The sequence below is a fragment of the Metabacillus sp. 84 genome, from assembly GCF_050107715.1.
Lineage (GTDB): Bacteria > Bacillota > Bacilli > Bacillales > Bacillaceae > Metabacillus_B.
The window spans coordinates 1-14,064 of record NZ_JBNILN010000020.1 but is presented as its reverse complement, the minus strand read 5'-3'; the positions used below and the strand labels follow the sequence as shown (position 1 = coordinate 14,064).

Here is a 14,064-nt window from a genome sequence, read left to right as displayed (position 1 = left end):
GAAAACAGGTGAGTATTAATCGAGGATTTTTATTTTCACCCGTTTGCTGCCCCAATTTATAGCTGACGATTGGTCAGGGAAAAAGACATCAATCTTATTCCCGTTGATGGCTGATCCTGTATCTGCCGCTACTGCGTATCCGTAGCCTTCTACATGCACCTTAGTGCCCAGCGGAATAACGCCGGGATCAACAGCAATCACTTTGGCGTTTGGATTTGCCTTTAAGTTCACACCGGTAGCCGTACGGCCTGAACAGCCGCTGCAGCTTGCAGTGTAAGCAGTCGATGTAACATATAATTCTTTTGAAGCGGAATCGTCATTTCTGGATGCGATGGCTTTAGGAGCTGCCGAAGCAGGCTTTGATACGGCAGGTACAGCTTTAGGCGCCTCTTTCTCCTTTGTGCCAATGGCAACGATGCGGTCCGCACTCTTTTTCACAGTTTCCTCTTTGACTAGCTTGCGGGATACTACTTTCCCGTTTTCCTTCACTACTTCAAAGTGGTTTTTCTTAGATCCCTTTTTGCCTTCTTCCACTACTTCTTGCTTCCCGCGTTCCAAATTGCCGTCATTTTTCTTAACGACAGCGAAATCAAGCGGTTCTTCCACTACATCGGTGACTTTTTCTATGCGTTTTACAGTTACTGCATCTTTAGCCTGTAACGTGTCGTCTAATCCTGGCTCAACTTTGTCTAATGAATTGAGAGTAATCTTCTGTTCCTTTAAAAAGTCAGCGACCGTAGTCGAAGTGGTCCAAACCTTTTTCTCTTTGCCGCCTACATTCATGGTCAGCTGGAAAGCCCGGTTGATGGAGAGGGAAAGCTGATTGGTTATCTTCGTCTCTGGTGAAGGGCTGATCTCGTCGTGGCGGGAAGTTTTTATGCCTTCTTCTTTTAGCAATTCGCCTACAGTATCAGCTGTGGTCCACACAGTTTGTTCCTTGCCGTTGTCTTCAAGCGTTACCGGCTGGGCCGCTTCGTAGACAATCTTCATGTTGCTGTCTAATTTTGTGTTCTCCGAATGGGATAGCTCGTCGTGATCGCGCACATCTATATCTAAATCTGCAAATAAATCGCCTACGGTGTCTGCGTGCGTTCTAATCGTCTCCTCATTTCCGTTCACAGAAACAGTTATCGCATCTTTCGTTCCCTCATATGTACCGAAAGCAGTGCCTGTTCCCATTACTAGCAAACTAGTAACGGAGAGGATGAGTTTATTTTTACTCATCTTATCGGAAAACAGCTTTTTCAAGTTTTCTATCACTATGAAAAACGCCTCCTTATCCTCCGAGTGATTATATAGAGTATCACTCCACCTGTCAACCCTCACCACTTTTTTCTAAATTTTCTAGCCGCTGGTCCTATTATGCTTAGAAAATAGTGAAAAAGGAAGAAGAACTTGTCGACAAGGTTATCCTATGCACGCACGGATGAATGTAGAACAATTTTGAATTTGCAGGATAGGGGACAAGCTTCCCCGTCATTTGACAGGGAATGCTGTCAGGAAATGCCGAAACATTTTTTTGCATTTTCCATCGTGTGACGGGCAATTTCCTCATAGGTCATTCCCCTGAGCTCCGCAATCTCCTCGGCCACATATTTTACGTAGCCTGGTTCATTCCGCTTTCCTCTGTACGGGTGAGGAGTCAGGTAAGGACAATCGGTTTCAATTAAGAGCCTGTCGAGCGGAATTTCAGCTGCCACCTCTTTTGGCTTCTTGGCATTTTTAAACGTAACAGGTCCTCCAAATGAGATATAAAAATTCATATCGATGCACTCCTTCGCAACTTCTGCACTTCCTGTGAAACAGTGCATAATTCCGCCAACCTCTTCCGCTTTTTCTTCTTTCAGGATTTGCACAACGTCTGCTGTGGCGTCACGATTATGAATAATAATTGGAAGCTTTACTTCCTTTGCCAAGGCGATTTGTTTTCTGAACACCTCTTTTTGGATATCTTTCGGAGATTTATCCCAATGGTAATCCAAGCCCATTTCGCCGATCGCTACAACCTTTGGATGGGAGGCCAGCTCTTTGATCCAATCCAGATCCTCCTCCTTCATATCAATCGCGTCAACCGGATGCCAGCCGACCGCTGCATAAATAAAGTCATACGTCTCGGTGAGCTCCATTGCTCTAGTGATGGTTTCCGTATCAAAACCCACCACCACAATTTTTTCTACCCCTTCCGCTTTAGCCCTTTCAATGACTTCTTCAAGGTCTTCGTTGAACTGCACGGCGTTCAAATGAGCATGTGTATCGAATAGCATGTTCTATGTACTCCTTTCTAACTTTTGTGTTTTAGAAATACCCTGCGGCAGATGGCCTCCGCGTCTTAATCCCAGGGAAGCCCGGCTGCCTGAAACCAAAACAACTTCTATAGTATATTTGCCTAAAAAGCAAAAAAAGAGGCATTCCACCAAAATGTTACACGTGGAACACCTCCTTCGACAAGTTATGAGCCTGTTATGCCAAATTATTTAATGATTGTGCCGTTGGCCAAAGACTGATCGACTGTTGCGAGGGACAAAACTCCGTCGTGGTCGCCGGCTAAAATCATCCCCTGGGAAAGTTCTCCCCTCAGCTTGACCGGTTTAAGATTCGTAACGCAAATGACTTTTTTGCCAGTTAGGTCCTCAGGAGAGTAGTGCTTCGCGATCCCTGATACAACCTGGCGCTTTTCTGTACCTAAGTCCAGCTGCAGCTTCAGAAGTTTGTCTGCTTTCTTGACAGGTTCGGCATGGACGACCTCCGCAACACGCAGCTCCACTTTAAAAAAGTCCTCCACCGTAATTTCAGCAGCTTCTTCGATCTCTTCTTCCGGATCTTCCTGGACAGGAGTGCCTCCGGACATTTGGGATTTGATGTATTCCACCTCTTCAGCCATTTCCAGGCGCGGGAAGATCGGGTCTCCTTTGGCTACTTTTACATCCTTTATATGGCCGAATGTGTTCAGACTGTCCCATTGCTGGAGAGACTTGTCCTGAATTCCGAGCTGCGCAAAGATTTTAGCAGGCGTTTCCGTTAAGAACGGCTGCAAAAGAATTCCGATTCTTCTAAGTGATTCTGCAAGGTGATGCATAACTGAACGAAGGTCATCCATTTTCCCTTCATCTTTAGCTAAAGTCCACGGCTGTGTCTCATCAATATATTTATTCGTACGGCTTACGAGCTGCCAGACAGAAGCAAGGGCAACCGAGAATTCCATCTTTTCCATTGCTTCCTCGTACCGCTCAGCCGCTGTGCGGTTCATTTCCTCAAGCACCCGGTCAAATTCAGTGACAGAGCCCTGATAAGCGGGAATGGAGCCGTCAAAATATTTATCAATCATCGCAACTGTGCGATTCAGCAGATTTCCCAAATCATTCGCCAGGTCATAATTCAATCGTTCAACAAATCCTTCAGGAGTAAATACCCCATCAGAACCGAACGGCACCTCCCTCAGCAAATAGTAGCGGAGTGCATCAAGGCCATAGCGGTCAATAAGAGTAATCGGGTCGACTACGTTTCCTTTTGATTTGGACATCTTCCCATCCTTCATCAGCAGCCAGCCATGGGCGAATACCTTTTTCGGAAGAGGAAGATCAAGAGCCATAAGCATAATAGGCCAGTAAATGGTATGGAACCGGACAATTTCTTTACTCATTAAGTGAACATCCGCCGGCCAATACGCCCGGTATTTTTCATCGTGGTCTGTGCCATAGCCAAGTGCTGTAATGTAGTTGGATAAGGCATCGATCCATACGTAAATCACATGCTTCGGATCCCCCGGCACTTTTACTCCCCAATCAAAGGAAGTTCTGGATACGGCCAGGTCTTCCAGGCCAGGTTTAATGAAATTATTGATCATCTCATTTTTGCGGGATTCAGGCTGAATGAATTCAGGGTTCTCCTCATAATACTTAAGCAGCCGGTCAGCGTATTTTCCTACCTTGAAGAAATAGGACTGCTCTTTAACAAGCTCAACCGGGTGGCCGCTATCCGGGCTTTTCCCGCCGGTGATTTTCCCGTTTTCCATAATAGGATCATCAAGCTGATGGGCCGTGTAATACGTTTCATCGGGGATGGAATACCAGCCTTCATATTCGTCGAGGTAAATGTCCCCTTGATCAAGGAGCTGCTTAAAGATTTTTTCGACTACTTCTTTGTGGCGGTCTTCTGTCGTGCGAATGAAATCGTCATAGGAAATGTCCATCCGCTTCCAGAGGCTTTTGATCCCGTCGACAATCCCATCTACGTATTCCTGAGGAGAGATGCCTTTTTCGGCTGCCTTCTGCTGAATCTTTTGCCCATGCTCATCCGTCCCGGTTAAGTACATGACATCAAATCCGCGCATGCGCTTATATCTTGCCATGGCATCGCCTGCTGTTGTCGTATAGGCATGCCCAATATGTAAATTTCCGCTTGGATAATAAATCGGAGTTGTAATGTAAAACGTCTTCTTGCTCTCCATGATTTCCACTCCTTGCCGTAAATTAGAAGAAATGCTCCCGTCCCAAAGGACGAGAGCATATTTGCTATCTCGCATCTACTCTTTATGATACCATCTTAGCCTTCAATATCAAGAAAATATACCGCTATATGGACAAAAAATTGGGTCACCAGAGGAATTATATGATACTGCTGATCATCCAAATGCTGGATTCTCCAAGGATTATGTTGAATTTTGTCGAAAGGTGTTTATAATTATATTACTAGAAAGCTATTGTTTATATAACATTCCACTGGGTTATTTAAGTTTATTTTCCTATTTTTTAGGGTACTTATTTTATACCAAATCCTATTAAATAAGGTGTCAGCAGCTATTCACTAAATTGTCTTTAATTATTCAAAACAAAAATATTGACGTAATTTGGAAACACTGTTATGCTTATGAAGCAAATAAATTTTGTCGAATAATGACGAAGTTAAGAGAAAAAAAGCATATATAGCAAAATACGGGAGGAGAACATTCAAATGAAATCTACAGGTATTGTACGTAAGGTTGACGAACTAGGACGCGTGGTGATTCCGATTGAATTGCGCCGTACACTAGGAATTGCAGAAAAAGACGCACTTGAAATTTATGTGGATGATGAAAGAATCATTTTGAAAAAATATAAGCCGAATATGACTTGCCACGTAACGGGTGAAGTTTCCGATGACAACATGACATTGGCTAACGGCAAATTGGTGCTTAGCAAAGAAGGCGCTGAACAGCTGATCCAGGAAATTCAAAATCAATTCCAATCCAAGTAATAAATAAAAAGTCCCTGGTCAGGGACTTTTTATTTGGACAATTTCTCTATTCCTCTTGATGATACTCGTTGTATACCTCTCTTTTCGGCAATCCTCTCTCAACCGCAACTGTTTTGATCGCTTCCTTTGAAGTCATTCCTTTTTCAATATAATGCTCAATATGGGTATTAAGTCCCAAACCGTTCCACCAGTGATCTTCTTCTACTACTTCCTCCCCTTCAGGCATCCCTTCGACTAGTAAGCAGAACTCTCCGCGTATCTCGTTGGACTGTGCCCATTCCCTTGCTTCCGAAAGCGTCCCCCTGATAAATTCTTCAAATTTCTTAGTAAGCTCCCTGGAAAGCACAGCTTTTCGGTCTCCGAGTATTTCTTCCATTATTGCAAGGGTGTCCTTTAATCGATGCGGGGACTCATAAAATATGACCGTTTCTCTAAGAGACTTCAATTGTTCCAGTTCCTTTTTCTTCTCTTTTTTCTGCCGGTGTAAAAATCCGTAAAAGAAGAAAGGCTGCGGTGATAGACCTGAAGCAATGAGGGCCGTCAGTGCAGCATTCGCTCCAGGAAGCGGAATAACTGTCAGGTTTTCTTCCAGAGCCGCTTCCACCAGCTCACTTCCCGGGTCGGATATTGTAGGCATGCCGGCGTCACTGACGAGAGCAACGGTTTTTCCCTCTTTTACATAATCCAGGATCTTAAATCCGCTGCTTTGCTTATTGTGCTCATGATAGCTGGTCAGCGGTGTGTCGATTTCAAAGTGGCTGCACAGTTTTTTTGTCTGCCTTGTATCCTCTGCAGCAATTAAATCCGCTTCCTTTAAAATCCGAATCGCCCTGAACGTCATATCCTCAAGGTTTCCTATGGGTGTCGGAACGAGATAAAGTACCCCCGCTTCCGGCCTCTCCCTGAAGCTCTGCTGTGTCTGCATCCTCATTCATCCTTTTCCAGATTGGAAGGTGTTCTTCCAGGTATTTTTCTTTGCTTTTTCTTGTCAGCCTCTTAAAAAAGTACTCTTCTCTCATCGCTTCATTTTTCGTTTCGAATCGGGCAGCATACAGCAGCTCGACGGGACGCCGGGCTCTTGTATATTTTGCCCCTTTGCCGTCATTGTGTGTTTTGATCCTTTGTTCAAGATGATTCGTATACCCGCCGTAATAGCTTCCGTCCCTGCACTCCAGTACATAGAAACAATGATTATTCTTCTCCATAAAGGATGGTCCTGACTTCCTTCGTGTATTCATTGCTTTCGTCATACACAAACAGCGGCGGAAGAATCTTCAGGTCGGGCTGTCCATTTTTTATTCCTTCTATTAAAAGGGTGTTCGCTTCCCGGCCTTTCTTTGGATAAACAAATTGAATTCTTTTCGGCTCAATCTTATAATGCTTCATCCATTCCGTGATTTCAAGAAGCCGCCCCGGACGGTGAACAAACGCAACTTTGCCGCCAGGCCTGACAAGCTGGCTGCTGACGCGGACGACATCCTCCAATGTACAGTGGATTTCGTGCCTTGCGATAGCGAGATGTTCGTTTTCATTTTGTTCCCGTTTTTGCGGGGTTTTAAAATAGGGCGGATTGCATGTCACCACATCATACTTCTGGTGTCCAAGGATGGAAGGCATCTCCTTCAGATCACCGTGAATCATTTCGATTTGCCGGTCAAGTGAATTGTACCCGACACTCCGTTTTCCCATATCATACAGCCGCTCTTGTATCTCCACTCCGGTTATGCGGGCCTTTGAGCGGGTGCTTAACAGAAGCGGCACCACTGCATTTCCAGTACACAAATCTATGACATTCCCTTTTTGAATCGGCATATAGGCAAATTTTGCAAGAAGTACAGCATCCAATGAAAAAGCAAAAACAGTGGGGCTTTGAATGATGCGGAGATTTTCTGCCAATAAGTAATCCAGTCTTTCATCCCCTATAAGTTCTGGTTTCATTGTTCGATCCTTTCTTTACCTGTCCTTTAAACTGATGCACACTGTGCAAGATCGTATTGCGGTGACTTTTTGTCCAAGATGATAAAAAAAGCCCCCAAAGAAACGGGAGGCTACTTTTTATTGAGGAATGACAAGCAGAACAGACAGTCTCCATCTTTTCTGAGACTTCCATAGTGAACATTGCATATATGAAAACCTTCCTGATACAGCCTGGCAAGATTATCATACCCTTCGCTAATGTCCACGCTGTCTTCTTCAGTGGGAAGATGCTTCCTCTCCGGGTTGGTATGAGGGGCTTCATCTTCTCCAGAAGACAGCTCGAGCCGTCTCCTTAAATTTTGATTTTCCAGAGATAAGGCATGATTCTCTTCGATCAGCTCTGCAATATGCTGCTTTAAGTCACCCAGCTGGTTATATAAGGATCCAATTTGCTCTTCCAAACTGGTCACAGATTCGAAGATTTCTTTTTTCTCCAATCTTTCCACCTCATTCTGTGGATTGCATCGATACGGCGCCTTCCTGCTGAAGCTCTTCCCAGCTGAATTCAACGACTCCATCGCGTTCCTTCAGCTGAACCTGCAGAATCCGCTCCAATATGTTCAATCCGACCACTTTGCCTTTTCCATTCGGGGTGTTAATTATTTCTCCCAGATCCGGAAGCAATTCTTTCGCGGATTCATATTCATCATTTTCATATTTCAGGCAGCACATGAGGCGGCCGCATAATCCGGAAATTTTGGTTGGATTAAGAGAAAGGTTCTGGTCCTTTGCCATCTTAATGCTGACCGGTTCAAAGTCTCCCAAAAACGTGGAACAGCAGAGCATTCTGCCGCACGGGCCGATTCCGCCAAGCATTTTCGCTTCATCCCGGACACCAATCTGGCGCAATTCTATTCTCGTTTTAAAAATAGAGGCTAAATCCTTCACCAATTCGCGGAAGTCTACTCTCCCGTCGGCCGTAAAATAGAAAATGACCTTGTTGCGGTCAAAGGTATATTCCACATCTACCAGCTTCATATCAAGTCCGTGCTCGGCCACTTTTTGCTGGCACGTTTCGTATGCCTGAAGCGCAGCGGTGTGATTTTCTTCCACCAGCATGCGGTCTCTTTGGTCAGCTACGCGCAATACCTTTTTAAGCGGCAGGACAACGTCATGCTCGTCCACTTTTTTATTTGAAACGACAATTTTGCCGAATTCCACTCCTCGAACTGTCTCCACGATGACACAATCGTTCTCATCTATATCAAACCCGTTCGGGTCGAAATAATAAATCTTGCCGGCTTTCTTAAACCGGACCCCTACTACATCATACAAAATTATCCCTCCTGCAACGCTAAAACCAGCTGCTCCATCAAAAGCTGCGGATTCGCATTTGAGTGGAGCCTCCGCTTGGTCTCCAATATGCTCAATACCTTCTCTGTTATACGTTGCTGACCTGTCTGAAGGGCCTCCTGCTTCAAGGATTCCTTCATATCTATATAGATGATTGCATCTTCCATTCCCACCTGAATGGAGAGAAGGTCTTTATATAAAAATAATAATAAATCCAGCCCTTGCGCCTGAAGATCCTTATCTGAAAAAAATGGCATCCATTGAGTATGAATAAAAACAATAGCCTGTTCCTTTCGAACCGTCAAGGCTTCATACAATTTTATCACTAACGCTCTAGCTTCTGCAAACCAATCATTTCGACTTAATTCGCTAGCATCGCCAAGATTATTCGTCATTTGGGCCGCCGCAGCCGCCATATATCCAATTACACCCTCTTTTTCAAGCTCCTGCCGAATAATATAAGAGGGGAGCGGACTGAATGGAAGGACTTGGCATCTTGACTGAATCGTATCTAAAATCGAATGGACTTGCGAAGTTGTAAGCACGGCAATCGTGTCAGCTCCCGGCTCCTCAAGGAACTTCAAGAGGCTGTTGGCTGCATTGGCCGTCATCTTATCCGCATGGGAAATCATATAAAACTTTTTAGATGATTCAAGACCTTTCTTCGAAAACTCTTCCTGCAGGCTCTGAATCTGGTGTTTTTTGATCGAAAGTCCTTCGGGCTCAATCACATGCAGATCCGGGTGATTTCCGGATTCAATTCTTCTGCAGCTGCTGCAATCACCGCAAGGCTCAGCGGTCTCTCGATCCGTGCAGAAAAAACTTTTTGCAAGCAGAAAAGCCGTTTCCTTTTTTCCGGTCCCTTTCTTCCCTTCAAACAAATAAGCATGGGCCAGCCTTTTTTTCCTTATGCTGTTTTCAAGAAGCTTCAGCACTCTTGGCTGATAAGCCTCCAGCTCCTTCCAAGTCCTATTCATAAGCATCACTCGCTATATATATAAATTAACCAGCATCCCCCGGATTTCTCCGACCGTACCGAGGATGTCTATGGAGGTCTTCTCTTTATTTAAAATATCTTCTGTTAAGGCAACAAGTTTTTCGTCAATTTGCTCAACAACCGTAAGCGAACGGCTGTTCCCATGAAAGTCCCAGCCTTTTGATTCCTTCAGCTTCAAGCCGTAATCTACCGCTTCCTGGATAATTTTTTTTACGAGGCCTTTTACCTTTGCCAAATCCTGAAAGTTTCTGGACCTTGCAAGCCTGCTTCCCGTTGATTCGAGCTCCTGGATCATCAGGTTCAGCTGCTGAACTTTCATTTGACCCGCTTCTTTTAATACGGCATGACGGAAGCTTCCAGCTGCTGCAGAAGAATCCTGCTGACGCACTTCCCGTTTATCGACTGGTACTCGTATATCCTGGTTAATTTTCATTTTTCCTGCTCCTTAAAATTGGTGGAATTCTTCCACAGGCAAAACAAACACCGTTGCTCCTCCAACCTCCACTTCCACCGGGTAAGGAACGTAGGAATCCGCGTTCCCTCCCATTGGAGACACAGGAGCTACAAGCTGTTCGCGGGACTTACAGCTGTCTTTTATAATCTGAAGAGCCTTCTGGACTCTGATTTCCTCTGTACCGATCATGATGGTCGTATTTCCTGATTTTAAAAAGCCTCCGGAGGTTGCAAGCTTCGTAACTCTGAAATTATGGTCTGTGAGAGATTTAATTAACCGGTTTGTATCCTGATCCTGTACGATGGCGATAACCATTTTCATGCTAAATTCCTCCTTAAGATAGAGACAGTTTTTTTTGAATGAGCGTCCATACGTCCTCAGCTACCTTTTCCGGCGGCTGTTCCGCATTAACGGAAGCGATTCTGTCAGGGTTTTGAGTTTTAATGATCCTGTAACCTTCTTGTACTTTATCGTGAAATTGAAGATTTTCGTTATCCAGCCTGTTTACTTCTCTATTTTCACCCGCATATACCCGCTTAAGACCTGCTTCAGCCGGTATATCAAAATAAATAGTCAGATCCGGCAAAATGTCTTCAATAGCAAACAGGTTAATCGATAGCACTTCATCCATTCCGAGCCCTCTGGCATAGCCTTGATAAGCAAGGGAGCTGTCCAGAAACCGGTCACACAGGACGACTTTTCCTTCTTTTAAAGCGGGCAGCACTTTTTCGACTAAATGCTGTCTCCTGGCGGCCGCATATAGGAGAGCTTCGGTTCGTGGATCCATTTCCGTATTCTCCAGATCTAAAATAACACGGCGGATTTGCTCTGCGATCTTGATGCCCCCTGGTTCCCGGGTAGCTACTGTCATGACTTCCTTTTCAAGGAGCCTTTTATGAATTTCCTTTAATATGGTCGTTTTGCCGGCGCCCTCTGGACCCTCAAATGTAATAAAACAGCCTTTCAATTCCACTCAACCTTTCTTATATACAACTGCCGTTCCCATCTCCCCGCTCCCCTGGAACCGCGCGCCGCTTTTTTTCAGCTGGAGAATCCAGCTAATATGCTGCTCGCTTATTTTTTCCCCTGACAGCACAAGGGGAATGCCGGGAGGATAGGGAATGATGGGTTCTGCTAAGACTCTGCCAGCAGAGACGCTGATATGAACTTCTTCTTTTTCTAAACGTTCCATCTCTCTATATGAAAATGCCAGTTTCGTAAGAGGCAGGACCGGAAATGACACCGGCGTTCTTTTCTCCCCCGCTTTTCCGCCTTGGAGAAATGCATCATGATCCATCATTCGCTCAGGCAGAGACGCATTTCCAAGACCTGCAATCAACAGGAAATTCTGTTCGTCTGCAAGCTCTCCAAAAACTCCAAGCCTTTCAAAGCGATTCTGAAGCTCAAACCCTGAGAGTCCGCAATCAGAAACGAGGGAAAACTTCAATGGATCCGATGCTGCGTTCGGATCAGACGTGCTTACCGCTCTAATTCCCTTTACAGAATGGAAGTACTCCCGGATCTCCCGGGCATTTTCTGCCATCTGCGCCGCACTTCCACTCTCTTTGATATCTTGAAGATAGGCCCTTGCCAAATCAAGTGAAGCCATAATCGGATAGGATGGACTGCTTGTTTGGAGCATCGATAATATTTTTCCTATCCGATCCTTTTCCAGCAAAGAACCGCTAACATGAAGATAAGAGCCCATAGTCATCGCCGGCAAAGTTTTATGAGCTGACTGGACAACAGCGTCTGCACCCATAGCAATAGCTGACTTGGGAAACGGAGCACCGGCTCCAAAGTGGGCGCCGTGCGCCTCATCCACCAGTACCGGAATGCCATAGGAATGAGCAAGACGAATGGTATTTGAAAGATCCGCCGTTACTCCGTAATAATTCGGATTGGTCACAATAAGCGCTTTTGCATGAGGAAAAGCACGTATCGCCTCTGCCATGCTCTCTTCTTCTACATATGAAGGAACATGAAGGACAGAATCTATTTTAGGACTTAAAAAAACCGGGTCTGCTTTTGCCAGCTCCAAAGAATTCATAACGGACTTATGACTGTTTCTTTGCACGAGGACTGTATCCCCTTCCCCGCAGCAGGCAAGAATCATAGCCAAATTGCCTGCGGTAGACCCATTAACAAGGAAATACGTTCTTTCAGCTCCATATAAAGAGGCGGCAAGTTCTTCGGCTTCTCGTATTACACCGCGTGGATCGTGCAGATCATCAAGTCCGGTAAGCTCTGTAACATCCAGCTTCAGCACTTCGTTAAAATAGCAGGCAGCTTCCCTGGAAAACAGCTTCCCATTTTTATGCCCCGGCACATGAAAAGATACCGGATTATTCTGCTGGTGCTTCATAAGAGCTGTAAACAATGGAGTGTTCATAAGCAAGAGGTCCCATCCTTTATAAACGATACTTCCATTATACCAATTTTTACACTACTCTTCAGCAATGATTCCAAGTAATGTCCAATTTGGACAGGACCCTTAACTCTCCTCGATGATTGAATCTCTGCTCACCCATGTCACCTTGGGGGTAAGCATTAGGAACACCTTAATAAAAGAAAAAGACCCTTGCAGGTCATTAAGAATACAAAGGCGGCGCTTTCACGCTTCTTAGTTTTTTCACAAAATAATCATACTTTGGTGCATCAGGTTCCGTTGCCACTATTTCTGCCTCACATGCAGTGCATACAAAGCTGGTATAGAGATGTATTCCTTCTGGCTTACACACCCCGCAGATAATACATGTTTCGCCATCAGGAACCCCAGTTCTTTTCTCATTCATTTCCTCCACCTCCATACTGCTATTTTGGCCAGCGGCGGCTATTTGTATACAAGTTTCAGAATTTTATATATATCCTCATTTCACCCTCTGCCCTTAATGTATGAGGGCATCCGCCTATCTGTGTATGTCTATAAAAGTTAAACTGGCATTGCTGGGCGAATGGGAATTTTCACGGTAAAGGCTGGGTGGAAGATCGGACGCACTTGATGATGTAGAGCAAGGGGCGGGCGGGGCTTCCGGTAGACCTCAAAGCCGCTGCTGCATGCACAGCGCGCGCTGGGGGAGCAGCTGATTGATGGGGACGGCAGGCTGGACAATGGGGAATTGCGGTTCAGCTTGTGTGTCGGTTTGTGAGAGCGGCTGAAAAGGTACCTGGATTTCAGCTTGCGATAAGGGGCTGTTGCTGAATTGGAGAATCCATTTGATTTTGATGATATAAAAGGAGGATTTTGAGTTCGCGGCTAGCTTTGATAACGGCTGTCAGTGCGGCAACAGGATAAGTCGAGGGTAAAGTACTTTGTAAGCTGGCTGTTTTGGAGGGTATCGGCGGTATTTTTATTATATTGGCCGCAACGGGGCGGATATCGACTTTTCGGGAGGATTCGACAAAGTTGGCCCCCCCGCACCCGGCAGCCGAACTCGAGGAGGCGTTCCCATCATCGGCTAAGGCGGTTTCGGGTATGCGGCTCGCTTCCCTACTGTGATTTCAGGCGTATGGTGGAGGAAGTTGCGAAGTCACCGATAATGCTGCGTTATTCTGTCTAAATTAAATCAAATGACAGATTTAACAAAGGTTTTACGGAGATTTTCTTTTATTGGATAGGGGGAGAATGGCAGATGCCTAGAATTGTAAGAGGCTGAACGATGGGATTCTTCAAGTGAGAAGGGTTATCGTCGGTATTTTCATTATATCGGCTATTATTGAAATATATCGGCCATTTTTCCAATATATCGGCTATTATTTACTTTTATCGACCGAAACAGGGCGGATATCGACTTTTCGGGAGGATTCGACAAAATTGGCACCCCGGGCATCCCCCGCACCCGGCCGCCAGGCTCGAGGAGGCGTTCCCACCATCATCGGCCAAGGCGGTTTCGGGTATGCGGCTCGCCCTCTTCCCTCCCGCCATTCCAGGCGTATCAATCCCCTTCCATCCCACCCAAACCCAAACAAAAAAAGGACCCCCCATTCAAAACGGGCGGATCCTTTTCACTTGTACCTGGCAACATCCTACTCTCGCAGGGGGAAACCCCCAACTACCATCGGCGCTGAAGAGCTTAACTTCCGTGTTCGGTATGGGAACGGGTGTGACCTC

General features: G+C 45.5%; 14 protein-coding genes, 1 rRNA gene and 1 pseudogene. 1 reads left to right on the top strand and 15 read right to left on the bottom strand.

All coding sequences use genetic code 11. The features are described from left to right. Window positions 1–15 precede the first annotated feature (15 nt). The 3 genes from ACQCV8_RS19480 to metG all read right to left on the bottom strand — a co-directional run bounded on the left by ACQCV8_RS19480 (window position 16) and on the right by metG (window position 4,450). Complete coding sequence (locus ACQCV8_RS19480; protein ID WP_426847141.1) at window positions 16–1,248, bottom strand: ubiquitin-like domain-containing protein; 1,233 nt, start codon at window positions 1,246–1,248, stop codon at window positions 16–18. Between the two features lie 248 nt (window positions 1,249–1,496). Next, window positions 1,497–2,264: a TatD family hydrolase gene (locus ACQCV8_RS19475; protein ID WP_426847121.1), complete on the bottom strand. Its 768-nt coding sequence runs from the start codon at window positions 2,262–2,264 to the stop codon at window positions 1,497–1,499. A 206-nt stretch (window positions 2,265–2,470) separates the two neighbouring features. Continuing rightward, a complete protein-coding gene (metG, locus tag ACQCV8_RS19470; RefSeq protein ID WP_426847140.1) occupies window positions 2,471–4,450 on the bottom strand; it encodes a methionine--tRNA ligase in 1,980 nt (659 codons plus the stop codon). Between the two features lie 494 nt (window positions 4,451–4,944). On the opposite strand from metG, the gene ACQCV8_RS19465 reads away from it, so the two are divergent. Continuing rightward, complete coding sequence (locus tag ACQCV8_RS19465) at window positions 4,945–5,232, top strand: AbrB/MazE/SpoVT family DNA-binding domain-containing protein (protein ID WP_426847139.1); 288 nt, start codon at window positions 4,945–4,947, stop codon at window positions 5,230–5,232. Between the two features lie 46 nt (window positions 5,233–5,278). Here ACQCV8_RS19465 and rsmI read toward each other — a convergent pair whose 3' ends face one another. From rsmI to rrf, 12 genes and pseudogenes are all read right to left on the bottom strand, one after another. Continuing rightward, window positions 5,279–6,157, bottom strand: a complete 879-nt coding sequence (gene rsmI / locus ACQCV8_RS19460; RefSeq protein ID WP_426847120.1) for a 16S rRNA (cytidine(1402)-2'-O)-methyltransferase — start codon at window positions 6,155–6,157, stop codon at window positions 5,279–5,281. Between the two features lie 31 nt (window positions 6,158–6,188). After that, window positions 6,189–6,437: pseudogene (locus ACQCV8_RS19455) on the bottom strand (GIY-YIG nuclease family protein); the annotation flags it as partial. After that, window positions 6,424–7,170: a tRNA1(Val) (adenine(37)-N6)-methyltransferase gene (locus ACQCV8_RS19450; RefSeq protein ID WP_426847119.1), complete on the bottom strand. Its 747-nt coding sequence runs from the start codon at window positions 7,168–7,170 to the stop codon at window positions 6,424–6,426. The pseudogene ACQCV8_RS19455 and the gene ACQCV8_RS19450, both read right to left, overlap by 14 nt. 110 nt (window positions 7,171–7,280) lie before the next feature. Further along, window positions 7,281–7,646, bottom strand: a complete 366-nt coding sequence (gene yabA, locus ACQCV8_RS19445; RefSeq protein ID WP_426847118.1) for a DNA replication initiation control protein YabA — start codon at window positions 7,644–7,646, stop codon at window positions 7,281–7,283. 10 nt (window positions 7,647–7,656) lie between these two features. Continuing rightward, window positions 7,657–8,484, bottom strand: coding sequence for a PSP1 domain-containing protein (locus tag ACQCV8_RS19440; RefSeq protein ID WP_426847117.1), 828 nt, complete (start codon window positions 8,482–8,484; stop codon window positions 7,657–7,659). Window positions 8,485–8,486: 2 nt separating this feature from the next. Continuing rightward, the gene (holB, locus tag ACQCV8_RS19435; protein WP_426847116.1) at window positions 8,487–9,479 is read right to left on the bottom strand and encodes a DNA polymerase III subunit delta'; all 993 of its coding nucleotides are present in this window, start codon (window positions 9,477–9,479) and stop codon (window positions 8,487–8,489) included. 12 nt (window positions 9,480–9,491) lie between these two features. After that, window positions 9,492–9,932 (bottom strand): YaaR family protein, encoded by a 441-nt coding sequence (locus ACQCV8_RS19430; RefSeq protein ID WP_426847115.1) that lies wholly within the window; start codon window positions 9,930–9,932, stop codon window positions 9,492–9,494. A 12-nt stretch (window positions 9,933–9,944) separates the two neighbouring features. Next, window positions 9,945–10,274 (bottom strand): cyclic-di-AMP receptor, encoded by a 330-nt coding sequence (locus ACQCV8_RS19425; protein ID WP_426847114.1) that lies wholly within the window; start codon window positions 10,272–10,274, stop codon window positions 9,945–9,947. Between the two features lie 13 nt (window positions 10,275–10,287). Then, entirely contained in the window at window positions 10,288–10,920 is a 633-nt protein-coding gene (gene tmk, locus ACQCV8_RS19420; protein WP_426847113.1) for a dTMP kinase, read from the bottom strand. Between the two features lie 6 nt (window positions 10,921–10,926). Beyond that, entirely contained in the window at window positions 10,927–12,345 is a 1,419-nt protein-coding gene (locus ACQCV8_RS19415) for an aminotransferase class I/II-fold pyridoxal phosphate-dependent enzyme (RefSeq protein ID WP_426847138.1), read from the bottom strand. Between the two features lie 199 nt (window positions 12,346–12,544). Continuing rightward, a complete protein-coding gene (locus ACQCV8_RS19410) occupies window positions 12,545–12,748 on the bottom strand; it encodes a sigma factor G inhibitor Gin (protein ID WP_426847112.1) in 204 nt (67 codons plus the stop codon). 1,218 nt (window positions 12,749–13,966) lie between these two features. Then, window positions 13,967–14,064 (bottom strand): 5S ribosomal RNA (gene rrf, locus ACQCV8_RS19405); the annotation flags it as partial.